Origin of the sequence: Pedobacter vanadiisoli (genome assembly GCF_042684385.1) — a bacterium.
GTDB lineage: Bacteria > Bacteroidota > Bacteroidia > Sphingobacteriales > Sphingobacteriaceae > Pedobacter > Pedobacter vanadiisoli.
Map to the genome: position 1 here is coordinate 263914 of NZ_JBHULL010000005.1, position 25381 is coordinate 289294.

Here is a 25381-nt window from a genome sequence, read left to right on the forward strand (position 1 = left end):
TATTTGAAATGCGAATATATTATTTTTTAATTAATGTATAGTTTTTTAGACAATTTATAGGCTATAAACCATTAAACATGAGAAAGGTTTTAACGATTATAGTCAACTTTGAATTTGTTCAGGTTTGGTTTATACTTTTTTACCCGTTTTAATTCCAGATCGTAAATACTTCGCCCCAAATTTTTCATAAAAGGGAAGCAAACCGTGTCATACTCATATTTATCATCGTTAAAAATTCCATCTTCATTACTCTGAACAACAGCTGTTAAGAAATATTCAATTCCATTTTTAAAATCAACAAAATAAGAATTGTCGATAATGTAACCATAACTGTCGCCATATTTGTTAAAAATCCTGATGTTTGGATCTGGAACTATCCGTTCGCGTCCGTAGTAAAGCATTTTTGCATAGGTAGGCCAAAATTCTTTTGGATCATATTTGGGGTAATCACTTTCTGTCGGGTATTTGCTCATATAAGTGTAAATCAGCTTGTAATCTTCTGCAGTCAGTTTAAATCGTTCATTAACCGGGAAAGCTTCAGGAAAAATCAGTTTCTGCATCAGTTTCTGCTGATCGCTGATGGAAAAGGCATTTTTTCCGGCCAAACTAAAAGGTCTATCTACCAGTTTATCGGCACTGTCCAGATAGCCTTTACCCATTACTAGGTTAGTTAGCTTCAGTTCATAATCTTCAGGATCGTACTGCGCTGGCTGATCGTACACCAATTCGCTGCCATTGTAAAATTTAACAGGATTTGTATGCCTGGCTGATTCGCCAGAATCGCCAATGGCCAAGCGGTTAAGGATCCGGCTATTGTTTAATCCGTTAGCTTTTAATTTTTTGTTGATCTCTGCCCGTCCAATAAATTCAAATAAACGGTTAAAGGCATCATTATCGCTGGTAAGCAGTATCTTTTTAACATAATGTTCAATGCAAGGCAAGCCGTTTCTGGCACTGCTATCTTTTAAAACTTTTGTCTGCCCTTTATAGGCACTATCGGTAATCATGGTACTTTTAACGCTTAAACCAGTACTTTTTAATGTATTTACCTTCTCGAGGGCAAAAATTACGGCAGCAAGTTTCACGGTACTTGCAGGATAAAAATAATGTTCCGGATTTAAATGATAACTAAAGCATTAAAAGTGGGGTTATTCCTTGCATCTCGGTTTATCTGGGTATAGAGTATCTGTATTTGATTATGATCTGGGTGATTGAGCACCCCGTTAAAAAGATTGGGTTTGCTTTCCATTAATTTCTTTAAAAAAACAGTGTCGGTTTTTTGTGCCATAACAGATAAGCTGATCAACGAAAATGCAATAATTAAAATCCTCTTCATGGGTGGTAATTTGTTTCCTAATTTAAGTTTTTCTGTTAGAAAGACGGTTTTCCATCATGCATTTTACATGTTGTTTAATTTTGTTACTGGACAGCATTTTTAGTTTCCTGTGTCAATATCAGCAATGCAATTGTTCAATACCTCTGCATTATCATTCAGGAAGGTTGTAAAAACAATTCAATTAAATAATGGCAATTAGAGATATTATGGATTTATACTCCTATTTTAATCACAATTATAGCAGGCCTGTACTTAACCTTAAATGAATAATTACTATTCAATAGGATAAATAAAAAGATTAGAATAAATTTGAAGAGGTTTTAAATCAATTTTTAATATTTACAGCTTTAGGGCGTTTTGGTTAGGTTATAAATGCAGTCATTCGAAATAGATAAAAGCGACGTACTCAAGGTTAAAAATGCAATTTTAGCTGGTGATGAGACTTTAAAGGTAGTTTTAGAGGAGTACCATGCCTCAGAAATCGCGATTTTGTTCGAACGTTTGGATAAATCTGAACAGCGGCACATTATAAACCTTCTTCCGGCAGAGATCGCTTCAGAGATTATTTCTGAAATGGACGAAGAATCCCACCCGGAGGACTTACTCTTTGAGCTTCACCCCGATAAACGGACCGAAATTGTTGAAGAGCTTGATTATGATGATGCAACGGATATTATTTCTCAACTGGAAGATCACGAACAAAAAGAAATTCTGGAAGACCTTACCGAAGATCATGCCTCAGAAATCAGGAACCTTTTAACCTACGACGAAAAAACTGCCGGTGGTTTGATGAATACGGAGCTAATCTCTGTAAATATTAACCTAACCAAAAAAGATGCAATTGACGAAATTATCCGTCAAAGTGAGGAGATGGAAGAGTTTTATACCATTTATGTGGTAGATGACCAGGAAATTTTTAAGGGCATTGTTTCGTTAAAAGACATTATTAAGGCAAAACATAATGCCAAAATAACCGAACTGGTTAAAATAGATGCTGTTTATGTTCATCCCGATACTGACCAGGAAGAAGTAGCCAACCTCATTTCTCAATATAATTTAACCAGTATCCCGGTAATAGATGAACACCAGAAATTATTGGGACGGGTAACTTTCGACGACGTGATCGATGTAATCGAGGCAGAAAGCACTGAGGATATCCTTAAAATTTCAGGGGTATCAGAAGATGAGGAATTAAGTGGTAACTGGATAGAAGCAGTAAAATCACGTTTACCATGGTTGATTATTAACCTTGGCACAGCTTTTTTAGCTTCATCAGTAGTGCGTTATTTCGATCCAACCATTAAATTGATTCCTTCTTTGGCTGCCTATATGACTATTATAGCGGGTATGGGCGGAAACGCGGCCACACAGGCGCTTGCTGTAACGGTAAGGCGTATCTCACTTTACGATTTAACGGATAAACAAGCTTACAGAACAGTTTTAAAAGAGTTTACTGTAGGTTTAATCAATGGTGCTGCCAACGGATTAATTGTATTTATTTTTGCTTTCTTTTTTGATGGAAATCCAATGCTCGGCTTGGTTATCTTCCTGGCTATGACGGGCAATCTGATTATTGCAGGCATTACAGGAGCCGGCATTCCACTTATTTTAAAAAGGGTAGGTATCGATCCTGCCATTGCATCATCTATAATTATTACTACTTTTACCGACGTTTTTGGTTTCCTATTGATTTTAGGTTTGGCCAGTAAACTTTTACTATAATCAGGATCAGCTTGATTTAGGAATTCAGGATATATCTGAAAAACTAAATGGGCGGCCTGCGAATTAAACAAAGACGAATAAAATTAAATCTGATCCACATGCAAACAACTAGACACGATTGGACAAAAGAAGAAATATACGAAATTTATAACAGACCTTTTTTGGATCTGGTTTATGAAGCTGCTACTATCCACAGGGAAAATAAAGATTACAATGAAGTTCAGATTAGTTCATTGATCTCTATAAAAACAGGAGGTTGTGCCGAAGATTGTTCATATTGCCCACAGGCTGCCCGTTACCATACTGATTTAGAAGTACAGCCTTTAATGCAGGTTAGCCAGGTTGTTAGTGCTGCTGTTAAAGCTAAAGAAGGTGGTGCATCACGTTTGTGTATGGGTGCGGCCTGGCGCGAAGTACGCGATAACCGCGATTTTGATCGTGTTATTGAAATGGTGAAGGCTGTGAACGATATGGATATGGAAGTTTGCTGTACTTTAGGCATGCTTACCGAAAATCAGGCACAGCGTTTGGCTGATGCCGGCTTATATGCCTACAATCATAACATCGATACTTCTGAAGATGATTACAAACGTATTATTTCTACCAGAACCTACGATGACCGTTTAAATACCATTAAAAATGTGCGTAAAGCAAAATTAACAGTTTGCAGTGGTGGTATTATCGGTTTAGGCGAAACGGTAGAAGACCGCGTGTCGATGTTACAGACTTTATCAAACATGGCGAAACATCCTGAATCGGTTCCGGTTAATGCTTTGGTTCCGGTAAAAGGTACGCCTTTAGAAAACCAGCCACGGGTTCCGATCTGGGATATGGTGAGAATGATTGCTACTGCGCGTATTGTAATGCCAAATTCGGTGGTGCGTTTGTCAGCTGGTAGAAATGAGATGAGCACTCTGGAGCAGGCATTTTGCTTTATGGCTGGTGCAAGTTCTATTTTTGCGGGCGATAAATTATTAACTACCCCAAATCCTGCATTTACAGATGATATGGCCATGTTTGAGCTATTGGGTTTAAAAACACGCGATGCTTTCAAAAATGGTCGCCCAGAAAATACAAGAATTAAAGAAGAAGCTGTTTAATCGCGAAATATATCTGTGCTGTCAGCGGTTTCCAACTGGCAGAAATTGGAAAAAAATAGTGTCAGATAGTAATATCTGACACTAAATTAAGCTCCTGATTTATAATCTACTCTAGCGTCAGATGGCAGTATCTGACTTCATATTGTTTAACTTAACGTTACACTGCAGTTACCCTTGTTTCAATATTTCCTTTTGTTGCTTTAGAATATGGGCATGCCCGATGGGCCTTATCGGCTAAAAGCTGTGCTTCCTCACGCGAAATACCGGGAATGTGTACGTCGAGATCTGCAGAGAGAACAAAGGCATTACCATCTTTATTGAAAGAAACCAGCACTTTGACATTTGCTTCACTAATGTCAACACCTTCGCGCTCTGCCACGCTACCTAAGGCCCCTAAATAACATGGCCCCCATGCAGCAGCAAATAATTCTTCCGGATTGGTGGCACCACCTTGTCCGCCAAGCTCTTTTGGCTTTCTTAAATCGAAATCTAAAATTCCATCGCTCGATTTAACATGCCCGTCTCTTCCTCCAGTAGCTGTAACTTCAGCAGTATATAGCTTTTCCATAATTTTTTAATATCATTATTTAACAACTTTACACTGGTCTTTGTTTTAATATGATGTTTGTTCTATTAAAGAGGGGGATGCAGTGCTAAAGGCTGAAATTTTAAACTAAATCTTAATTTTTACCGATAGTTTGTAAATATCATAAGCTACCTTTTGGATAAGATCAAACTGCTCTGGAACCAAATCTTCGCCTTTATTTGCCGTTAAACCGCCATCATTTAACCTGATTAATGGCACGTTATCAATTATGTCTGTTCCCTGCTCTAAATTATCAATAGATGTATCCAACAAGTAATTGGTATTATTGGCAATCGGTTTTAAGCTATCGAAACTTTCGAAAATAAATTGATGTTCCTTATTATATAGCGAGAGCGTTGCAACATAAGAAGATAATAAATGGTTCAGTGTGGTAAACTGATGCACTTCTTTAATAAACAATTGTTTACTTTTAGGTTCAGAGAACATCCGTTGGAATAAGGAAGCCAGATTTGCGGTACTTACATAAACCTCTTTCCGGGCAAGTTTGTATTCGGTACGGTTATAGTTTTTTTCGAAATATAATTTAGTCACCTGCTCGTAGTATGCCTTATTTGCCCTTAGGATATCGAGCATGGCCTCTTTAAGTTTCTCATGTTCCCAGGTTGGAAATAGCGAGTAACTGGCCAGCAAAGCAATCCCGGAACCAATAAAGGTATCGTAAATCCTTTCTCTGGCCAAAGCGATAGATCCCATACCCAAAAAATCAAAAAGGATCAGGATATAGGGCGTCATAAAAAGTACACTTACCACATAGTTTTTCCGCTGAAAACTATAACAACCGATCATACAGACCAACAGAATGATAAACAGCGTATTTTTATCGTCTACGTACGTTACTACGCCCATACCGATAAAAGCACCAATGGTGGTGCCTATCAAACGTTGATAATTACGTTCTTTGGTTAAACTAAAACCTGGTTTAGAGATCACCAGGATAGTAAGCAGGATCCAGTAGCTATGCGAAAAATTGAGGAGCTGCGCCACCACAAAACCCAAAAGCATTACCACTGTAACCCTTAACGAATGCCTGAAAGTTGACGAACTGTAGGTCAAATTTTCGGTAAACAGTTTAAAATCGAAATTTTGCCTGGTGATAAATTTTTCGGTATCCAATTCTGCCTGGCGGATTTCTTTGCTGTTCCTTACCTTAAAATAACTGAAAATGGTTTTTACCCTGGCCAGTATATTTTCGATATTAACCTCAATGTTCTTGAGTGCAATAATACCCAGGGTATTGTATTCCTGGTTTTGATTATTTTTTTCCAGGTTATTGATTTTGATCTTCAACCGTTCAATTTCGATCAGTAAACGCTTCGAGAGAACAGGAGTTCTACCGCTTTTTAAAGCAAAGGCTATATCATCCAAAGCATACGAAATCCTTTTAATAGCCATTTCGTAGTCGGGTAAGATCCCTGCTTTATCAAACTGAACGTGCAGCTGCTGGTAGTTATAATAGGTAGACATTACCTGCTCAAACAAATCAACCATATCTACAAAAACCAGCAAGAGAAAACGTCCCTCTGGTGTCGAATCCCTTACAATTTCACGTGTCCTGAACAATAATTCACGTACAGCATCCTGTTTTTCATGAACAGAAACCTGAAGTTGCAACAGTTCAGAATAGGTTTTATCGTAGTTATTGTTCTGGTGATAAAATTTGGCTTTCTCACGCAAAAACTCTGCAACCTCTATAATAGAATCACTTAACGATTGCTGTACGAGACGAAATGGGCGTAACCGGTAAACAAAATAACTTAAACCGGTATACCAAAGGCTGCCCATAAGTACCATAAAAGCAGATAATAATACTTCTTGCCAAGGCCTGATGTCATCAATACTTAACACCATGATTAACAGTACAGCAGTACCTACAGATGCCGCCCTGACACCGTAGATATAAAACATCGAAAAAACAAAACTCGATACGGCCAGTAAGAATCCAATAAAATAATGATTTTTATTGGTCAAGCCTGTAATAATTGAAAAGATAAAAATTAAAGCAGTGGTAATCAGCATCGCATTTCTGCGGTGTACCATTGGTCCCGGAGTATCGACCACACTTACACATAAAGCACCGAGCGACAAAGTCATCCCATACTTTAACATACCGAACTGGGCAAGAATTAAAGAGGGGAGCAGTACACCAATAGTAATACGGAGACCGTCGGCAAAATAAGTACTCAATAAAAAGTCCTGTATATTTCTAATGGGTTGCCTGATCTGCATCTTACAAAAATAACATAATAGCGTTTTTTTTGTTGCGATTAAAAATAAGTTTTTTGCTTTTTTTTAATTTTTAGGCAGAAAAACGGTAAACAACTGATTAACAAAACAATAATAATTGTTTATAAGTAAATACTGATCAATTGTTAATAACCTTGACCAATACGCCTAAAAAACGATGTAGATCACTATTTTAAAAATACAAAATGTTGATAACCAATACTTTTAAGTGAATAACTTTGTTTATAAAAAGATACATTTTTGACTTGACAAATGAAGCTTTTCGTTATAAATTAGATCATATCAAATACGAAGTACTTTGAATTCTGATAAAACAATCCAAAAGAGATAAAGAACCGAAAGGGAAATTGTTTCGGAATGTTTACAGGGAAAACGATTGATTTCTGAAAGGGTTAAACCGATTAAGAATATACATTGCCACCGCAAGGTTGGAGGATAAGAAGATCGAAAAGGCCCAAACAGAGCTTATGGAAAACTACGAAGTTTACGGATGGAAAAGTTGGAAATAAATTTTCACGGATCGTAAAAGTTGCAAAACCTAACGAAAACGGAAAGATCAAAGTAGTAACGATTTGATGCTTTAAAATACGACCACGGTTGTTTTTAGAGTTAAAACGGGGAAAGAATCGAAAGAAGAAGTCCCCGTTTTTATTTTGCCCCTATGCATCGTATACTTTTAAATGCAGATGGACACAAATAAACAAGGATTAAAATCAGTTACCTGTGGTTATCCTTTTTACCTGTGGTTAAATAATAAAGATCATTCGATAAATTTTCCTTATTTTATCACTAAAATATTAAATTTACCAAATGGCCAAAAAAGGTAAATTAACTTCCAATCCGTCAAAAAAGATATTCGTTTTAGATACCTCCGTAATCCTGTATGATCATGACGCAATCAACAATTTTCACGAGCATGATGTAGCCATCCCGATCCAGGTACTCGAAGAACTCGACAATTTTAAAAGTGGAAACGATACCCGTAATTTTGAGGCGAGGAGTTTTATCCGTTTAATTGACGAAACCGCCCGGCAGAAGCTCATCAGCGACTGGACGCCACTGAAAAAAGCCAATTCGGGTAAATTTAAGGTGATACTGAATGAAAATCAGCTGGCTGTAAATGCCGAAGAAGTTTACGGGAAAGGTAAAATCGACCATAAAATTTTAAATGCTGCTTTAAGCTTAAAAGCCGAATATCCACATAAACATGTGGTACTGGTTTCAAAGGATATCTGTTTAAGGTTAAAAGCCAAAGCACTTTCGTTAAATGCCGAGGATTATGAAACCGGCAAAATTAAAAATGTGGATGAACTCTACGCCGGTAAAACCGAATTACTCGATTTTTCGCCTGAAATTATTGAAGCAGTAAAACAACAGCCCTTTTTAGCGGCCAGCGATATCGGATTGCCGGCAAAAAATGCCAACCATTTTTACATTTTAAAAAATAAACGAAAAAGTGCCAGTGTGTTTTATAATAACAGCTTAAAAACCATATCGGCAGTTTCTACCAACCCTGTTTTTAAAATCAAACCCAAAAATATTGAACAGGCTTTTGCTATACATGCGCTGCTTGATCCCAACATTAAACTGGTAAGTATACAGGGTAATGCCGGAACCGGTAAAACCTTATTGGCTTTGGCAAGCGCTTTAGAGCAACGAAAAAACTTCAGGCAGATCTATGTTACCCGACCCATTGTTTCTTTAAGCAATAAGGATATTGGTTTCCTACCGGGCGATGCCAAATCGAAAACAGATCCTTTTATGGCGCCAATCTGGGATAACCTGCGGTTTATTAAGGAACAATTTATCGGTGATGAAAAAATGTCGGATAAAATAGACGAATTAATTACCACCGAAAAAATTGCCATCGCACCTTTGGCTTTTATCCGCGGAAGAACTTTAACCAAAATTTTCTTTATTATAGACGAAGCACAAAATTTAACCCCACATGAAGTGAAAACCATTATTTCGAGGGCAGGGGAGCACACTAAAATTATCTTTACGGGTGATATCTATCAGATCGACACGCCTTATCTCGATTCAGAAAGTAATGGTTTATCATATCTAATAGAAAATGCGAAAAATCATCCGTTATATGCGCATATTACCTTGCAAAAAGGGGAGCGGAGTGAGTTGGCTAATTTGGCGAACGAGTTGTTATAAAGTTTAATCGCATTTACCTCCCGCTGATTACACGGAAAACGTGGATATAAGCATACTTTTTTAATCTGCGTTAATCTTCTTAAATCTGCGGGTAAATTGTTAAGTGCTAATCTTATTATTTTGTGTCCCGCTGATTTCGCAGAGAACGCAGATTTTGAACGCTTTTTTAATCTGCGCTGATCTTCTTAAATCTGCCGGGAAATAAAAATAAATGCGCTAGTGGTATTTCTTCAACGATCTGAAGGCGATAAACAAACCGATCAATGTTAAAACCGCACTCAATATAAACGGAGCTCCGGGAAAATAAACAGGTGCCTTGCCTTCAATAAAATAAGCAAAAATATGTGTCATAACCCAGGGTGCAAAAATAGCAGCCAGACTCTGTAGACCTGTTAAAACACCCTGCATTTCGCCCTGTGCATTTGCCGGTATCTGGTTCGAAATTAAACCCTGCATGGCAGGTCCGCCGATTCCGGCTAAACCATACGGAAGCATAAAGGCAAACATCATCCAGCCCCTTGTTGCAAAAGCAAAAGCCACAAAACCAATAATATATAGCATTAAACCAAAATATACTGCTTTCTTTTCCCCGATCTTAGGTAGAATAATCCGGATCAATCCACCTTGCACAACGCCAATAACCAAACCTACAAAGCCCAATGAATAACCCACCCATGATGCGTCCCAGTTAAATTTTTCCATGGTATAGAAAGTCCAGTTACTTTGAACCGAATGGCTGGCAAAATACAATAAGAATAAGGTAGCCATTAATCCCATTAATGCCGGATATTTACCTATACTACGCAATGAACCAATAGGATTTGCCCTTTTCCAATCAAAGGCCCTGCGTTTTTCTACCGGTAACGATTCGGGTAAAATGAAATAACCATAAAGCCAGTTAATCAATGATAATCCAGCAGCTACCATAAAAGGTACACGTGTACCAAAATGACTGAAAGCACCGCCCAGCACCGGGCCTAAAATAAATCCTACGCCAAAAGCAGCACCTACCAGACCAAAATTCTGCGCCCTCTTTTCAGGTGCTGAAATATCGGCAATATAAGCCTGGGCAGTGGTAAAGCTTGCACCGGTAATGCCGGCAATAATACGTCCAACAAACAACCAGATAATAGAAGGGGCAAAAGCCAGAAAAATGTAATCGATGCCCAGGCCGAAAAGGGAACTTAATAATACTGGCCGCCGGCCATAACGATCGCTCATGGCACCAATAATGGGCGAAAATATAAACTGCACTGAGGCATACGATAAGGTAAGCCAGCCACCATATTCAGCTGCCAGCCCAAAACCGCCACCGGTAAAACTCTGGATTAGTTTTGGTAAAACCGGAATAATGATCCCAAAACCTGTAAAATCGATCAGGAGGGTAATCATAATAAAACTCATTGCAGATTTTTTCTCGTTTGCCATTATCTTGGGGTTGAAAGGCAAAAGTATCAGAATTAAGCCACAAACTCAATTTTAGTTCTCTACAAATCTATCAGGTTTTTGAAAGCAGATGAATTTAAATCAAAAACTCATAAACTGGCCTTCAGTAAATTAAAATCTACCCGGGAATAAAAAACCTATAACAAAGGTCAAAACTTTTCCACAATGCCTTAATTCGGCATAATTTTGCTAAATTCGCAAGGTTATAGTAACACCTTTTTTAATATCGTTTTAAGCAACGAGAATAATAATTTATGGCAGAAGATTTAGAGAATCAACAGAACGACAAAATCATTCCAATTAACATAGAAGAGCAGATGAAATCGGCCTACATTGATTATTCAATGTCGGTAATCGTTTCGAGGGCTTTGCCTGATGTACGCGATGGATTAAAACCGGTACACCGCCGTGTACTCTACGGCATGTTGGGCTTAGGTGTAACCAGCGGTAAACCTTATAAAAAATCAGCCCGTATTGTGGGTGAGGTATTGGGTAAATACCATCCGCACGGCGATGCATCTGTATATTTTACCATGGTGCGTATGGCCCAGGACTGGAGTTTGCGTTACCCAATGGTAGATGGCCAGGGAAACTTTGGTCACATTGATGGCGATTCGCCAGCTGCAATGCGTTATACCGAGGCACGTTTTAGTAAACTTGCCGAAGAAATGGTTGCCGATATCAACAAAGATACTGTTGATTTTCAGTTAAACTTTGACGATACTGAGCAGGAACCAACTGTTTTGCCTTCAAAAATCCCTAACCTCCTGGTTAACGGATCAAGCGGTATTGCGGTAGGTATGGCCACCAACATGGCACCACACAATTTAACAGAAGTAATTGACGGTGTTGTTAACTATATCGACAACCGCGAAATTACAGTAGAAGAACTGATGAAGTTTGTAAAAGCTCCAGATTTTCCTACGGGCGGTATCATTTATGGCTATACCGGTGTTAAAGAAGCTTTTGAAACCGGTCGTGGCCGTATTGTAATGCGTGCAAAAGCCGAAATCGAAAGTATTAAAGACCGCGAGGTAATTATCGTAACCGAAATTCCTTACCAGGTAAATAAAGCCCAGATGATTGAACGTACTGCCGAATTGGTAGGCGAGAAAAAACTGGAAGGTATTGCCAACATTAAAGACGAATCAAACAAAGATGGTATCCGTATCGTGTACGAAATTAAACGCGATGCCAATGCCTCTATCGTATTAAATAACTTATATAAGTATACTGCGCTACAAACTTCTTTTAGTGTAAACAATATTGCATTGGTAAAAGGGCGTCCACAGATGCTTAACCTTAAAGACCTGATTGCACATTTTGTAGATCACCGTCATGATGTTATTGTTCGCCGTACCAAATATGAGCTGGCTGAAGCCGAAAAACGTGCACACATTTTAGAAGGTTATTTAATTGCTCTGGATCATTTAGATGAAGTAATTAAATTAATCCGTGCTTCGCAAACCCCTGAGGATGCACGTCTGGGTTTGATGGAAAAATTTGGTTTGAGCGATCTTCAGGCACGTGCAATCCTCGATATGACTTTACGTCGTTTAACAGGACTGGAGCGTGATAAAATCAAAGAAGAATATGCAGAATTGATGAAAACCATCGAATATTTGAAATCTGTTCTCGCAGATGAAGGTTTACGTATGAAAATCATCAAAGATGAGCTTGAGGAAGTGAAACAGAAATTCGGCGATGAACGTAAAACTACAATTGTTCATTCTGCTGAAGACATGAGTATGGAAGATTTTATCGATGATGAAGAAGTTGTCATCACCATTTCTCATGAAGGTTACGTTAAACGTACACCTGCAAGCGAATTTAAAGCACAGGGAAGGGGTGGAAAAGGATCGAAGGGCAGTACCTCTCGGAATGAAGATTTTATAGAGCACATGCTGGTGGCAACCAACCACAATTACATGCTGTTCTTTACCGAAGCCGGAAGGTGTTTTTGGTTAAGGGTATACGAAATTCCTGAAGGTTCGCGTACCAGCAAGGGAAGGGCTATCCAAAACATCATCAATATCCCGAAAGAAGAGAAAATCAAAGCCTATATCAAGGTTAAAAACCTTAAAGACCAGGAATACTTAGAGAACAATTTCATCATTATGTGTACTAAAAAAGGTACCATTAAGAAAACTTCTCTTGAGGCTTACTCACGTCCGCGTGTAAATGGTATCAACGCCATCAACATTAATGAAGGCGATATTTTACTGGAAGCTTGTTTAACCAACGGCGAAAGCGAAATTGTAATGGCTTTACGCTCAGGAAGAGCTATCCGTTTCAACGAAAAAACCGTGCGTCCGATGGGCAGAACAGCTACTGGTGTACGCGGTGTTAGGCTGGCTCACGACCAGGATGAAGTTGTTGGCATGATTGCTGTTAACAATCCTGAAGTTACTGTGCTGGTGGTATCAGAAAAAGGTTACGGAAAACGGACTGATATTGAAGATTACCGTGTAACCAACCGTGGTGGAAAAGGGGTGAAAACCATTAATGTGACCGAGAAAACGGGACAATTAGTATCTATTAAAGACGTTACTGATAGTGAAGACCTGATGATCATTAACCGTTCGGGTATTGTGATCAGGATTCCGGTATCAGCTTTAAGGGTAATGGGACGTGCAACCCAAGGTGTACGTTTGATCTCGTTAAAAGGTGATGATGAAATCGCATCAGTAACCAAAATCGACCATGAAGAGGATGAAGAAGAAACAGTTGATTTAGATAGTGTTGTGGTTGATGGTGAAGAATTAGAGGCTGATACAACTCCTGAAGCAGATGATACTGAAGAGGAAGACGACGCAGATAACGAAACCGAAGAGGAAAATTAACTAAAATTAAGATTAGAATAAAAATTATGAAAAGAGTATTTCTAAGTATATTTCTAGCAGGTGCGGTAAGTGCTGCTTTTGCTCAGAAAAGTGAAGTAACCGCCGCAAAGAACGATTGGGGATTATTCCAGCTAACTTCTTCAAGTGCATCAACACCTCTGGCAAAAAAACTGGAATCATTAGCAAAAGGACTGGCCCATACCGATAAAGCCATCGCTGATGAGAAATCTAAGGTAATGCCAGAAGCGTGGTCATACCGTGCTCTATTCGCTTCTTCTATAGCGATTTTAGATTCAACCAGTACTGCAAATGCCGATGCCAATTTGAAAATTGCTCAGGATGCGGTTGTCGAAGCTAAAAAACTGGATACCAAAGGAAATGAAAAAGACAACATCAATCTGGCTGAAACCAATATCAGCAATGCAGTTAGAAATGGTGGTATAATCGCCTACAATAAAAAAGATTATAAAACAGCTTACGAAAAATTTGTAGCAGCTACGCTAATCAACCCTCAGGATACTTCTATGTACTTAAATGCAGGTATTGCAGCAAGGAATATCGAAAATTACCCTGATATGATTACCCAGTTTAAAAAGGTGATCGCTTTTAACTCACCACAGTCTAAAGATTTATATTCAGAAATTATCAATGCTGTTTTAAGCAAAGAAAAGGATACCACTGCTGCATTAGCCTTAATTAAAGAAGCTTCGGCAAAATTTCCTGATAATACCGACTGGATCAAGACTGAAACACAGATTTATATCGATAGGGGTGATGCCGCAAAATCTGAGCAAATGTTAACAGCACTGGCAACAAAAGAGCCAAACAATGCTAACTATCAGGTTTTATTGGGTAATATCTATTTCAGTCAGGCTTTAAAATTACAGGCCGACAGAAATAAAATTGACTCTAAAAAAGTGAAAGAATTTAACGAAGTAACTGGCAAAATGAATGCTTTGTTAGATAAATCGCTTCCATTTTACAAAAAGGCTTTAGAGGTTGATCCTAAAAACCAAGGTGCATTGGAAACCCTGAAAACAATTTATGCTTTCAGGAACGATACTAAAAATTACGACGAGATCAAGAAACGTTTAGATGCTTTACCTAAGCAATAATGATCTGCCGGTACAAAAAAAGAGCCCTGAAATTTCGGGGCTCTTTTTTTTATGTTTATTTTTATGCTTTAATTACGGTTACTTCATCACATTTAATATATGCAAAACTGCCTTAAAATATCTTTAACCGCTTTAATTTTCATCTCTTCTAACGCTGTAGCTCAAAAAAGTCAGATTCTGATAGCCAGGAACGCTGTTGGTAAGCTGCAGGCCTCGATAGCCAATAAAGAGGACGAGAAAAAACAGTTATCGATTATTAATGAAGGTTTAAAATCGATAGAATCAGCAGAAAAAGACAATAAGACAAAAAACTGGACAGAAACCTGGTCGATAAAATCGTACCTCACGTCATTTGCATCATTAATTGATACCGACCCAAACAATTCCAATAAATTTTACGATAGTGCGGTAGAGGCGGTAGAAAAAGCAAAATCTTTAGACCGCTATAACGACAATGGCGGAATGATCAAGGCTTCGAGCCATAATATTCTGATCAAAAAACAGGAGAAGGGCAATGAAGCGTTTTTCAACAACGAATTTAAAGAAGCTTTTGCCGATCTGAAAGAAGTATCCGATAATTTCCCTGCTGACACTACATTAGCCTTAAATACAGCGATTTGTGCTTTAAATATCCAATCTTACGACGAGTCTTTAACCTATTTTAAACGTGCCAAAGAAAATGGAATCAGAAATCCGTCTGTTTTTCAGAAAATGGCGCAGATGTACGTGGTGAAATCGGAAAATGAAACCGCTATTAAAACGTTGGAAGATGGTCTTGTACTTAATCCGTTCAATCGCTTTCTAACTAACGATTACATTAATCTTTTACTTGATACCGAGAATTACAGTAAAGCCCAGGGACTCATTGAAAATAATTTAAAAGTAGAAAAAGGAAATAAACTATTGTATTTTCTTTACGGCTATTTACAACAGGTTGGCGGAAATAATGCTACAGCCATATTGGCTTACAACAAAGCTTTATCTACAGATCAAAATTATTTCGACGCATTGTATCAACTGAGTTTGGCGTATATCAATACTGCAAATGAAACGCTGAATAAAAATGAAGCCGATAAAGCGGCCAAATATAATGGATTAATTAACCATGCTCAATTTGCCTTGCAGCGCGCAAATGAAATTAACCCGAACGACAAAAAAACCGTACAGCTGCTCATCGATATCTACACCAAAAAGAAACTTACCGACAAAGTTCAGGAGCTTAACCGTAGGCTTCAGGAACTCTAAATTTATATTGAAATTTACCTAAATAGGGATGTAGTGCAAAATACAAATTAACATAATATTAATTATAAGACAAAATATAGTATAAGATTCTAAAGGATAAAAAATCAAAAAAATAATCATTAATTATATTTTTATGTAGCTTTAAGTATCCTTATAATTTATAAACGCTCAAGCAATTATGCAAAAACTATTGTCAAAGGTAAATTCCCTAAAAATGATGACTTGTTTTAAATTCATGTCTGTTTTTATAATTCTACTTTTTTCGTTCAAATCAAAAGCTCAAAAATCAGAACCCATTAAAGCCAACCTGGGTGAAATTGTAACACTGCATTCCGACATTTTAAACGAAGACCGAAAACTACTGATTTATGCACCTGAAAAATCAGAGAAACGGTACCAGGTAATTTATGTTCTTGATGCTGACAACCATTTTAACCAAATGGTAGAATATTCTAAATATCTTAGCTGGCAAGATGTATATGCTATTCCACCACTCATTGTGGTTGGAATTACCAATACAGACCGTAATCGTGACCTCACTCCATCGCATAGCATTCTGGATTATTTTGGAAAAGCTGACACCTCTGGCAAGTCTCCGTACAAAAACAGTGGAGGAAATGAACAGTTTTTTCAGTTCATTCAGAAAGAGCTTCAGCCCTATGTTAATTCGAATTACAAAACGCTTCCTTATAGCATTTTTGCCGGGCATTCTTTTGGAGCGCTCACCGTTATCAATTGCCTGATTAATCACCCGGATTTGTTTAATGCGTATATTGCAGCAAGTCCTTCTTTTTGGTGGGATCAGAAATTCCTGCTCAAGGTTGCTGATAAAAAACTGAAAACTACCACAGTTTTACCAAAAACACTTTTTTTTAGTGATGGCAATGAGGGTGCTTCATCTGACCCTCAGTTCCATACCGACGTGCTAAAGTTTGATTCTTTGCTCAAAAAACAGAATATCAAAGGATTAGATTTTAAATACACGGGTTATCCTAACGAAAGTCATATGGCTGTTCCCATAATATCCTATTATGATGGGCTCCGGTTCGTTTATCGCCAATGGGAACTCCCACCAATAAACGACGAAAAAATAAATTCTGGGATTATTATGAACCATTATAAAGCATTATCCCAAAAGTTTGGATACCCGATTGTACCGGATGAATCGTATTTTAACGGTTGGGCGCAATGGCTCATAAAATATCCGGCAACTTTAAAAAATGGCATTGATTTGCTGGAAATGAATACCGTTAACTATCCCTCTTCTTCGAGAGCATTTATGGCGCTGGGCGCAGCATATACCAAAAATGGGGAAAAACAAAAGGCAATTGCAGCATATAAAAAAGCCGGCAAACTGGATCCTGCCTCAGATGAAATTAAATTGCGCTTAAAAGAACTTCAGAACTAGTATATTATAGCCGCAATAAAACAATTTGCAGCCCTAACCTGTACTAAAACCATGTACGATCATTATAGCTTCGAAGAGGCTACTGCTTATCAGATCCAGCTTGCCAGGCAATTAAAATTTCAGCCGGTCCGAAAAATCGAAACGATTGCGGGTGCAGACATCTCATTTAATAAAAATAGTTCAACGATGTATGCCGGAATCGTGATATTAAGTTATCCTGATATGGTCCTGAAATCTTTTGCACTCGAAACTTACGAAACTAATTTTCCTTATAAACCAGGTTTTTTGGGATTTAAAGAAGTGCCGGCCTTATTAAAAGTTTGGGAATTGATAACCATGAAACCAGATGTGGTAGTATTGGATGGCAACGGGATTTTGCATCCGCGCCGCATGGGGGTTGCTTCGCATTTCGGAATCCTGGCCAACCAGGCTACCATAGGATGCGCCAAAAGCCTTTTATACGGAGAAAACCATGTTCCTGAAAACAGGAAATTAAGCAGCACAGAGATCAACAGCCATGGCGAAACCCTGGGCTTTGCTTTGCGTACAAAAATCAATTCTGCTCCTGTTTTTGTATCGGCTGGTTATCTAATTACCGCTGATCAAAGTCTGAATATCATAAAAAAATGTACAGGAAATTACCGTATACCCGAACCCACACGTATGGCACACAATGTTGTAAACGATTTTAGAATCGGAAAACTGAAAGCCGGTTTCCATGAAGTACAAGCGCCACTCACGTTATTTTAATAAAGAACTCGCCAGTCACTATTTCACGCAAAAATCTTTACACCCAATTTATGCCTTTTTTAAGCAATTGCAGTGTTTTATACTCTTCTGAACCTTCTTTTGGTTGAACATTGTACCCCCAGTTGGCCTGAGGAGGCAAGCTCATTAAAATAGATTCGATCCGGCCATTGGTTTCCAATCCGAATTTTGTTCCTGAATCGTAAACCAGGTTAAATTCTACATAGCGGCTACGGCGCTGATATTGCCATTCTTTATGTTTTTCCGTAAATTCTTTATCCCGGTTACGGTCAATTAGTTCGGTATAAACCGGTAAAAATGTTTCGCCGATATTGATAGAGAAATCCAAAATCTCCTGCCACGATAAACCGGTGTTTTGAGGTTTTAAGCGGTCATAAAAAATACCACCGATTCCGCGGGTTTCTTCACGGTGTTTAATAAAGAAATAATCGTCAGCGTGGGTTTTAAATTTTGGATAAAAATCAGCTTTGAACTCGTCGCAGGCCTGTTTTAACTTATGGTGAAAAAAGCGGGCATCATTTTCAAACACATAATGCGGGGTTAAATCGATGCCGCCACCAAACCAACGGGTTTCCTCGTTTAGTTCAAAATACCTGATGTTCATGTGGATAATCGGCACCAGAGGATGGTTTGGATGGATTACGATAGAAACTCCCGTTGCAAAAAAATCATCTTCGGTTACATTAAAAGCTTTTTTTACCGCTTCAGGCAATTTGCCATGTACGGCAGAAAAATTTACACCGCCCTTTTCGATGATGGCACCGTTCTGCATAATCCGCGTGCGGCCGCCTCCCCCACCGTTTCTTTCCCAAAGTTCCTCTTCAAATTTCCCCTTGCCATCGGCAATTTCCAATCCGCGACAGATTTCATCCTGAATCTGTTTATACCGCTCTGCTACTTCTTCTTTAAACATGATGGCTTTTTCTATTTCCATACAAATTTAAGGCTATTCGAACAGCAAAGCTGATTTATATTGATATAGTACATTTTATTGACATTGCTGTTAGTCCGAAGTTCAGAGTCAGAAGTCCGGAGCCTAATCAAACGCTATTTTTCTAAATAATTAAGATCTTTATTAAAGCTTTCTTTTAGCGAAGCAACCGAAATCATGGCGATTACAGTTACAATTCCCATTACAATAAATCCGGCCGATACTATATCATAACGGTGAACAAAGAATTCAAAAACGAAAGTAATCGGAATCAAGGCACCGCGTACAAAATTTGGAGCAGTAGTGGTTACCGTCGAACGGATATTGGTACCGAATTGTTCCGCTGCAATGGTTACGAATGTAGCCCAATAACCCACTGCAAAGCCCATAAATAAACAAATCAGGATAAAACTGCTTTCAGTTAAGCCCGTGCTCGTGAGGTAAACAATTACGGTTATGGCCGAAAGGCTTTGAAAAATGAGTACCGTTTTCTTGCGTGATTTTAATACCTGTGCTAAAAAACCACAAACCACATCGCCAACGGCTATACCAAAGTAGGTATACATAATGCCGGTGCCGGCATTAAGCAGTTCTTTTGCACCAAGTGCTTTTCCGATCTCTGGCGATTGGGTAACCAAAATCCCTACAATAAACCACAGCGGAAGCCCTAAACAGATGCAGGCCAGGTATTTTAAGAACCGCTTGCGGTTAGAAAAAAGCATAAAGAAATTGCCTTTCGAAACCTCCGAACTTTGTTCGGCATGTTTAAACATCCCCGATTCGAATGTACCCACCCGTAAAAGTAACAACAACAGACCCATTCCCCCACCTACAAAATAAGCGGTTTCCCACCTAAAATGTTTTCCGATGGTAGCAGCTGCAGCTGCACCCAATAACCCTATTCCGGCCACAACCATAGTTCCATAACCGCGTTTTTCTTTGTCCATGGTTTCAGTAACCAAAGTAATACCGGCTCCAAGTTCTCCAGCCAGGCCAATGCCGGCTATAAACCTGATAATGGCATAGGTATGCACATCAGCTGCAAAACCGTTGGCTATATTGGCTAAAGAGTACATTAAGATTGAACCAAACAATACTTTAATACGGCCAAATTTATCGCCGATAATACCCCAAAGCAATCCGCCAAGCAATAAACCGAACATCTGCATATTAATTACATACTCCCCTTCAGTACGCATGTGCTCGGCAGAAACACCAATGTCGGTAAAGCTTTTCAGACGAACTACAGAGAATAAAACAAGGTCGTAAATATCAACGAAATAGCCTAGGGCGGCAACAATAACTAAGAAAATTACATTACGGTTGTTGGTTTTTGCTTGATGATCCATTTAAATATCTGGTTTAATCGCTGAAAGTACACAATAACACAAATATTTAAAATAGATTTTTAAAAATAAAAGCCACCCCGTGTCAGAGTGGCTTTTAAAATCCTACATTGGATTCTTCTTTGTAGTGTCAGGTGGCGTTTTTGTTGTATCTGGCACTTTTTTAGCTGTCGTGTCCATTGGAGCCGTAGTGGTCGAATCCGTCTTGGTACTGTCTGAGGAACCAGCCATATTTTTTGACGAATTGCATGCTGATGTGGCTATCATAAGAGAACCCGCAAAAGCAAGACTTAAGATTATTTTTTTCATAGTTTTTATTGTTATCTATCAACCTAACAACCTTTTAATCATTTGGTTTTGTTTTTTTCTTCAAAAAACAGAATTTTTAAATATATAACACTGATTGTTAATAGATTACAATACAAAATAAATGCTATTGATATAGATTTTTAAATTATTCAGCGGATTTGAAGGTTTATTTTGGGCACATCCCACCACATTATCCATCAATACAACCAGGTACTAAACAGAAAGTTAAATTGTAAGCATATTCCATCAAGCTATTCATAAGTCGATAAGACTAACCTGAATACCAAATGAGGTAAATTACCGAAATATTACTGAAACAACATGGCCAAAACTTTAAAAGATGATAAAACTTTCTGATATTAGTGAATATGATTATTTCTCAAAACACCCTGAAATGGGTAATGCGCTTTTACCCGCCTTTATTTTTCCAGCGCATTTGGGTTCAGAAATTTGAAAATGAATTTAGAAGCTGTACGGTTAAATTAAGCAAGAGTTTCCTGAATAAAAATTATAATGGCTCTATTTTTGGAGGAACCATCTATGCTGCAACCGATCCTTTTTATGCCTTGTTGTTTGATCAATTGATGCAGAGACGTGGGTTCAAGGTACGTGTTTGGCTTAAAAGTGCATCTATACAATACTTAAAACCCGGTCGTTCTACCTTATATTTTACCATAACCGTAACAGATGAAATGTTGACCGAGGCCGAGCATGCTTTAAAAACCGTTGGAAAATTTATAAAAGCTTACCCAATGGAAATTACCAATAAAAGTGGAGAATTGTGTGCTACTGTGATGAATGAAGTCTATATCCGAAACCTGCACCAAGGCGAAATGCCAAGGGTTGCCTATTAATTTTTAGATTATGCCGAGTATTAAGAGTTTAATTTTGCAGGGCGAAGGTGTAATGCTCGATTTTAAGAAAACCATTACCAGTACCGAAAAAATTGCCAAGAGCCTGGTTGCATTTGCCAATAATAAAGGAGGTAAGTTATTGATAGGTGTAGCCGATAATGGCTCGATTAAGGGCGTAAAATCGGAAGAAGAAGAAAAATATATGATTTTAACTTCCGCGCACCAGTTTTGTAAACCTGCTATTGAGCCGCATTTTGAAGAAATTTATGTAGATGATAAACTGGTTTTAGTGGTCAATATCCCTGAAAGCGATACCAAACCGCACTATGCACTTGACGATCAGAAAAAATGGTGGGCGTATATCCGCATTGATGACAAAAGTGTACTGGCCAGCCGTATCATTATTGACGTGTTAAAACAGGAACACAAAAACAACGGCATACTGATCTCCTATTCTGAAAACGAAAAAAAATTGCTCGAGTACCTCGAACAAAACGAAAAAATAACACTGAAAGAATTTAGCAAGCTGTTGCGAAGTTCGTACCGAAAAGCCCAAAAAATATTGGTCAATCTAATTTTAACCAATGTAATTAAATCGCATACCAGCCAGAAAGAAGAGTACTTCACAGCTGTGAGGTAGTTTTTCTTGCAAACTTCTTACCAGAACCCGTCGCCTAGAACTTATTTCAGAATCTCAATAAACCGATTTCTTGCATGACTGATGCTGAAATAAATTCGGCATGACGACTTTACTCGAGATCGTCACCTGAACTTGTTTCAGGGTCTAAACTAACCGATTTTTGCATGATAGATGCCGAATTAAATTCAGCATAACGGTTATCTTTAAAAACCTTACATTAACTTTTCTACATCCCTATTTTTTGAGGTTTAAAAATGCGACCTTTGCAAACCTATGTTTTCTAAAATTTACACCAAATATAAGCCCTATTATAAAGAAAACCTTCATTTGGCATTGCCGATTGTAGGCTCACAGGTAGGCCATACGCTGGTGCAAATGGCTGATAGTATTATTGTTGGTCATTTTACCGATACCATTCAATTAGCGGCAGTATCTTTGGTTAACAGCATATTTATACTCATTTTAGTAATTGGCCTGGGTATTTCCTATGGTTTAACACCATTGATTGCCCAGGAAAACGGCCGGCAGAATTACGATGAATGCGGCAAGCTATTATCCAATAGCCTCATGATCAACATCTGTGTTGGGATTTTTTTGTACATATTGGTGCAGTTGGGGATATTTTTTGTAATCGATCACCTTGAACAAACACCAGAAGTTGTGCATTATGCCAAACCCTACCTCAATCTATTATCGGTTTCCATCATTCCCTTGTTGATTTTTCAGACTTTTAAGCAGTTTGCAGAAGGTTTGGGTTTTACCAAACAGGCCATGTTTGTTTCCATCTGGGGCAATGCACTCAACATTATACTGGGAATTATTTTTGTTAAGGGCATGTTTGGCATCAAACCGATGGGTGTTAGCGGTGTAGGCTTAAGTACTTTGATCGATAGGCTGCTGATGGCAACCGTCATGTCGGTTTATGTATTACGCTCACAACATTTTAAAAAATACCTGACCAGTTTTAGAGCTACTTTTTACGATAGGTTAAGGGCTATTAAAATTGCAAAGATCGGAATGCCTGTGGCGATGCAGTATTCATTTGAAATCAGTGCTTTTAGTGGTGCTGCCGTGCTGATTGGCACCATTGGCGCAGCAGAACAGGCTGCACACCAGATTGCAATCAGCCTGGCGGCAATGACCTATATGATTGCCAGTGGTGTAGCTTCAGCAGCAACCATTAAAACCGGAAATAACTTTGGAAAACGTAATTTTGATGACCTGCGCAAATCAGCAATAGCCAGTTACCATGTTATTTTGCTGTTTATGTCGTGCACAGCTGTCATTTTTGTACTGGCGAATAACATCATGCCATTTATCTATACAGAAGATGTAATTGTTATCCCAATTGCAGCGCAATTATTGATCATAGCCGGGTTTTTTCAATTATTTGATGGGACCCAAGTGGTGGGACTAGGCGTTTTACGTGGTATGGGAGATGTAAACATCCCGACCATTATTACCTTTTTAGCTTATTGGGTAGTAGGTATTCCTATCGGATATTTACTGGGATTTCATTTCGGCCTGGGTGTAAATGGAATCTGGTACGGGTTAACCCTGGGTTTACTGACTGCTTCTATCCTATTGTTTTTAAGGTTTCAGAATAAGACCAGGAGTTTAAAAGAGGGATAGTTCCCCTAACACGAACCGTCATTTCGACCGAAGTGGAGAAATCTATAATACATAATTTCTTAGAGACAGATTTCTCCATTTCGCTACGCTTCAGTCGAAATGACGCGAGCTGCATAATAAAATGAGAAGTTTGTCCTAACACGAATCGTCATTTCGACAGCAGTGGAGAAATCTATAATGCATAATTTCTCACTCATGGCAACTGTATTACTTCCCTCCAACATTCACCACTACACCAATGGTAAAGATAGAATTGCCGGCAGACATATATTTACGGCTCTTTAAGCCAATATTGCTGCTCGTAGTATATTGGAGCTGAAAAGTTTTACTCAAAGCCATACGCGTAAAGAAAACGGGCTCAAAGAAAATATTATCTTCTTTAGGCTGAACTACTCCATTTAAAAAGAACCGATCCATTTTTACGTGGCTGATCCTTAATGCCGTGCCATAATTAATCGGAAAATCCTTTCCAAATAAATGAAGGTTGTTCTTTTTTTTAGAGCTATAATTAACCTGCAAAAAAGCTTTGCGGTAATCTACCTCCTGCAATTCACTGCTAACCAATACATCATTCTTAAAATCACGGAAAGTAATATCGCTCCAGCCTTTTCCTACACCACCATAAATTTCGATGATCCGGTTATTATCAGGGCCAAAAGTATCAAAATAACCGCCACCAATCTCAATCAGTTTATGTCCAAAATCTTTGGTTTTCCGTTCACTGTTCATCCTCGAACCACTAAAGAGTAGTCCAATATGATCTGAAACAGCATAAGCGCCATTAATACTCGCATTGCCTTTTAGTGAGATGTGCGCGCCTCCGCTAAATTCGCCTTGTTTACTCAACATTGGCGTATTGGGAACGTTTGGCATATAAACAGAAGAACAACTGGCAGCGAAAAGTGCTAAAACTGGGAGTGTGAATCGTAGGTATTTAATCATAGATGCTATATAAACAGATTTTAAAGGCAAAAATTGTGTCAATGCTCCATTTTCATGAAATCCATTACCCTTATAAATTCATCGTGCAAACGGGCCTTTAAATGTATTTTTTCTTTGGTTGCAGGGTGAATAAATTCCAGTTCGGAAGCATGAAGTAGCATTGTTGTCATATTCCATTGCTCCTTGAAAAATTTATTCTGTTTGTTACAACCGTGTGTCCGATCTCCAATAATGGGATGAAGGATATGGCTGAAATGCCTTCTCAACTGATGCATCCTCCCGGTTTTAGGTGTGGCCTCAACAAGCGAATATCTCGAGGTTGGATGCTTGCCGAATGCAACATCAACCTCTGCCCTTTGCAACGTTCTGAAAGCGGTAAAAGCATCCTGCATGGTTCCGTTTTCTTTGGCCAGGGGATAATCGATATCCATGGTATCAGGTGTAAAACCCCGTAATATGGCCAAATATTTTTTACCAGCTTCTGCATTCATAAATTGCTGATGCATAGCCACTTCAGACGGCTTATCAAAAGCAAATAATAAGATACCGCTGGTTTTTCGGTCTAAGCGGTGTACCGGACTAACGTGCTTGCCTATCTGGTCTCTCAATAGCTGCAGGGCAAATTCTGTAGCATCCCTGGCTATTGAAGATTGATGTACCAAAAGGCCATGGGGTTTGTTAATTGCAATTAAATGCTCATCCTGGTAAATAATCTCCAACATATTGCCGC

General features: G+C 38.4%; 20 protein-coding genes. 12 read left to right on the forward strand and 8 right to left on the reverse strand.

The annotated features are described in order from the left end of the window. Positions 1-89 precede the first annotated feature (89 nt). Positions 90-1085 carry a serine hydrolase gene (locus ACFSR6_RS05035; RefSeq protein ID WP_379075799.1) on the reverse strand — a complete coding sequence of 332 codons (996 nt, stop codon included), beginning with the start codon at positions 1083-1085 and terminating at the stop codon, positions 90-92. Positions 1086-1708: 623 nt separating this feature from the next. Between ACFSR6_RS05035 and mgtE the strand changes: the two genes are divergently transcribed. Together mgtE and bioB are read left to right on the forward strand one after the other, a co-directional pair. After that, complete coding sequence (mgtE, locus tag ACFSR6_RS05040; protein ID WP_379075802.1) at positions 1709-3058, forward strand: magnesium transporter; 1350 nt, start codon at positions 1709-1711, stop codon at positions 3056-3058. Positions 3059-3156: 98 nt separating this feature from the next. Continuing rightward, complete coding sequence (gene bioB, locus ACFSR6_RS05045) at positions 3157-4158, forward strand: biotin synthase BioB (RefSeq protein WP_379075805.1); 1002 nt, start codon at positions 3157-3159, stop codon at positions 4156-4158. Positions 4159-4315: 157 nt separating this feature from the next. Here the strand turns inward: bioB and ACFSR6_RS05050 are convergent, their stop codons facing one another. Together ACFSR6_RS05050 and ACFSR6_RS05055 are read right to left on the reverse strand one after the other, a co-directional pair. Further along, positions 4316-4726: an organic hydroperoxide resistance protein gene (locus ACFSR6_RS05050; RefSeq protein WP_379075808.1), complete on the reverse strand. Its 411-nt coding sequence runs from the start codon at positions 4724-4726 to the stop codon at positions 4316-4318. 105 nt (positions 4727-4831) lie between these two features. Further along, entirely contained in the window at positions 4832-6991 is a 2160-nt protein-coding gene (locus ACFSR6_RS05055) for an FUSC family protein (protein WP_379075811.1), read from the reverse strand. An 828-nt stretch (positions 6992-7819) separates the two neighbouring features. Here ACFSR6_RS05055 and ACFSR6_RS05060 point away from each other — a divergent pair. After that, positions 7820-9172, forward strand: coding sequence for a PhoH family protein (locus ACFSR6_RS05060; protein WP_379075813.1), 1353 nt, complete (start codon positions 7820-7822; stop codon positions 9170-9172). A 216-nt stretch (positions 9173-9388) separates the two neighbouring features. Here ACFSR6_RS05060 and ACFSR6_RS05065 read toward each other — a convergent pair whose 3' ends face one another. Beyond that, the gene (locus ACFSR6_RS05065) at positions 9389-10600 is read right to left on the reverse strand and encodes a TCR/Tet family MFS transporter (protein ID WP_379075816.1); all 1212 of its coding nucleotides are present in this window, start codon (positions 10598-10600) and stop codon (positions 9389-9391) included. 272 nt (positions 10601-10872) lie between these two features. On the opposite strand from ACFSR6_RS05065, the gene gyrA reads away from it, so the two are divergent. The 5 genes from gyrA to ACFSR6_RS05090 all read left to right on the forward strand — a co-directional run bounded on the left by gyrA (position 10873) and on the right by ACFSR6_RS05090 (position 17979). Further along, a complete protein-coding gene (gyrA, locus tag ACFSR6_RS05070; protein ID WP_379075819.1) occupies positions 10873-13461 on the forward strand; it encodes a DNA gyrase subunit A in 2589 nt (862 codons plus the stop codon). Between the two features lie 26 nt (positions 13462-13487). After that, complete coding sequence (locus ACFSR6_RS05075) at positions 13488-14576, forward strand: tetratricopeptide repeat protein (RefSeq protein ID WP_379075822.1); 1089 nt, start codon at positions 13488-13490, stop codon at positions 14574-14576. A 99-nt stretch (positions 14577-14675) separates the two neighbouring features. Next, positions 14676-15821, forward strand: a complete 1146-nt coding sequence (locus ACFSR6_RS05080; RefSeq protein WP_379075825.1) for a tetratricopeptide repeat protein — start codon at positions 14676-14678, stop codon at positions 15819-15821. A gap of 235 nt (positions 15822-16056) precedes the next feature. Further along, positions 16057-17229, forward strand: coding sequence for an alpha/beta hydrolase-fold protein (locus ACFSR6_RS05085; protein WP_379075828.1), 1173 nt, complete (start codon positions 16057-16059; stop codon positions 17227-17229). Between the two features lie 51 nt (positions 17230-17280). Beyond that, positions 17281-17979, forward strand: coding sequence for an endonuclease V (locus ACFSR6_RS05090; protein WP_379075831.1), 699 nt, complete (start codon positions 17281-17283; stop codon positions 17977-17979). Between the two features lie 37 nt (positions 17980-18016). Here the strand turns inward: ACFSR6_RS05090 and hemF are convergent, their stop codons facing one another. Together hemF and ACFSR6_RS05100 are read right to left on the reverse strand one after the other, a co-directional pair. After that, positions 18017-18931: an oxygen-dependent coproporphyrinogen oxidase gene (hemF, locus tag ACFSR6_RS05095; RefSeq protein ID WP_379075834.1), complete on the reverse strand. Its 915-nt coding sequence runs from the start codon at positions 18929-18931 to the stop codon at positions 18017-18019. Positions 18932-19044: 113 nt separating this feature from the next. Then, on the reverse strand, positions 19045-20277 hold the full coding sequence (locus tag ACFSR6_RS05100; RefSeq protein WP_379075837.1) for an MFS transporter: 1233 nt from the start codon (positions 20275-20277) through the stop codon (positions 19045-19047). A gap of 79 nt (positions 20278-20356) precedes the next feature. Here ACFSR6_RS05100 and ACFSR6_RS05105 point away from each other — a divergent pair, with 79 nt between their 5' ends. The 4 genes from ACFSR6_RS05105 (at position 20357) to ACFSR6_RS05120 (ending at position 23709) form a co-directional block, all read left to right on the forward strand. After that, a complete protein-coding gene (locus ACFSR6_RS05105; RefSeq protein WP_379075840.1) occupies positions 20357-20671 on the forward strand; it encodes a hypothetical protein in 315 nt (104 codons plus the stop codon). A 280-nt stretch (positions 20672-20951) separates the two neighbouring features. After that, positions 20952-21437 carry a DUF4442 domain-containing protein gene (locus ACFSR6_RS05110; RefSeq protein ID WP_379076154.1) on the forward strand — a complete coding sequence of 162 codons (486 nt, stop codon included), beginning with the start codon at positions 20952-20954 and terminating at the stop codon, positions 21435-21437. 10 nt (positions 21438-21447) lie between these two features. Next, positions 21448-22077, forward strand: a complete 630-nt coding sequence (locus ACFSR6_RS05115; RefSeq protein ID WP_379075842.1) for an AlbA family DNA-binding domain-containing protein — start codon at positions 21448-21450, stop codon at positions 22075-22077. A 273-nt stretch (positions 22078-22350) separates the two neighbouring features. Beyond that, positions 22351-23709, forward strand: coding sequence for an MATE family efflux transporter (locus ACFSR6_RS05120; protein WP_379075845.1), 1359 nt, complete (start codon positions 22351-22353; stop codon positions 23707-23709). 207 nt (positions 23710-23916) lie between these two features. On the opposite strand, the gene ACFSR6_RS05125 is transcribed toward ACFSR6_RS05120, so the two are convergent. Both ACFSR6_RS05125 and ACFSR6_RS05130 read right to left on the reverse strand, forming a co-directional pair. Then, positions 23917-24651: a hypothetical protein gene (locus ACFSR6_RS05125; protein ID WP_379075848.1), complete on the reverse strand. Its 735-nt coding sequence runs from the start codon at positions 24649-24651 to the stop codon at positions 23917-23919. A 38-nt stretch (positions 24652-24689) separates the two neighbouring features. Beyond that, complete coding sequence (locus ACFSR6_RS05130; RefSeq protein WP_379075851.1) at positions 24690-25373, reverse strand: pseudouridine synthase; 684 nt, start codon at positions 25371-25373, stop codon at positions 24690-24692. Positions 25374-25381 lie beyond the last annotated feature (8 nt).

Bases quoted from the DNA above. Each gene is read 5' to 3' on its own strand.
- ACFSR6_RS05080 (WP_379075825.1), top strand. From the start codon at position 14,676: ATGCAAAACTGCCTTAAAATATCTTTAACCGCTTTAATTTTCATCTCT.
- ACFSR6_RS05120 (WP_379075845.1), top strand. From the start codon at position 22,351: ATGTTTTCTAAAATTTACACCAAATATAAGCCCTATTATAAAGAAAAC.
- ACFSR6_RS05060 (WP_379075813.1), top strand. From the start codon at position 7,820: ATGGCCAAAAAAGGTAAATTAACTTCCAATCCGTCAAAAAAGATATTC.
- bioB (WP_379075805.1), top strand. From the start codon at position 3,157: ATGCAAACAACTAGACACGATTGGACAAAAGAAGAAATATACGAAATT.
- ACFSR6_RS05055 (WP_379075811.1), bottom strand. From the start codon at position 6,991: ATGCAGATCAGGCAACCCATTAGAAATATACAGGACTTTTTATTGAGT.
- mgtE (WP_379075802.1), top strand. From the start codon at position 1,709: ATGCAGTCATTCGAAATAGATAAAAGCGACGTACTCAAGGTTAAAAAT.
- hemF (WP_379075834.1), bottom strand. From the start codon at position 18,931: ATGGAAATAGAAAAAGCCATCATGTTTAAAGAAGAAGTAGCAGAGCGG.
- ACFSR6_RS05065 (WP_379075816.1), bottom strand. From the start codon at position 10,600: ATGGCAAACGAGAAAAAATCTGCAATGAGTTTTATTATGATTACCCTC.
- ACFSR6_RS05090 (WP_379075831.1), top strand. From the start codon at position 17,281: ATGTACGATCATTATAGCTTCGAAGAGGCTACTGCTTATCAGATCCAG.
- ACFSR6_RS05110 (WP_379076154.1), top strand. From the start codon at position 20,952: ATGATTATTTCTCAAAACACCCTGAAATGGGTAATGCGCTTTTACCCG.
- ACFSR6_RS05050 (WP_379075808.1), bottom strand. From the start codon at position 4,726: ATGGAAAAGCTATATACTGCTGAAGTTACAGCTACTGGAGGAAGAGAC.
- gyrA (WP_379075819.1), top strand. From the start codon at position 10,873: ATGGCAGAAGATTTAGAGAATCAACAGAACGACAAAATCATTCCAATT.
- ACFSR6_RS05130 (WP_379075851.1), bottom strand. From the start codon at position 25,373: ATGTTGGAGATTATTTACCAGGATGAGCATTTAATTGCAATTAACAAA.
- ACFSR6_RS05115 (WP_379075842.1), top strand. From the start codon at position 21,448: ATGCCGAGTATTAAGAGTTTAATTTTGCAGGGCGAAGGTGTAATGCTC.
- ACFSR6_RS05075 (WP_379075822.1), top strand. From the start codon at position 13,488: ATGAAAAGAGTATTTCTAAGTATATTTCTAGCAGGTGCGGTAAGTGCT.
- ACFSR6_RS05085 (WP_379075828.1), top strand. From the start codon at position 16,057: ATGTCTGTTTTTATAATTCTACTTTTTTCGTTCAAATCAAAAGCTCAA.
- ACFSR6_RS05125 (WP_379075848.1), bottom strand. From the start codon at position 24,651: ATGATTAAATACCTACGATTCACACTCCCAGTTTTAGCACTTTTCGCT.
- ACFSR6_RS05100 (WP_379075837.1), bottom strand. From the start codon at position 20,277: ATGGATCATCAAGCAAAAACCAACAACCGTAATGTAATTTTCTTAGTT.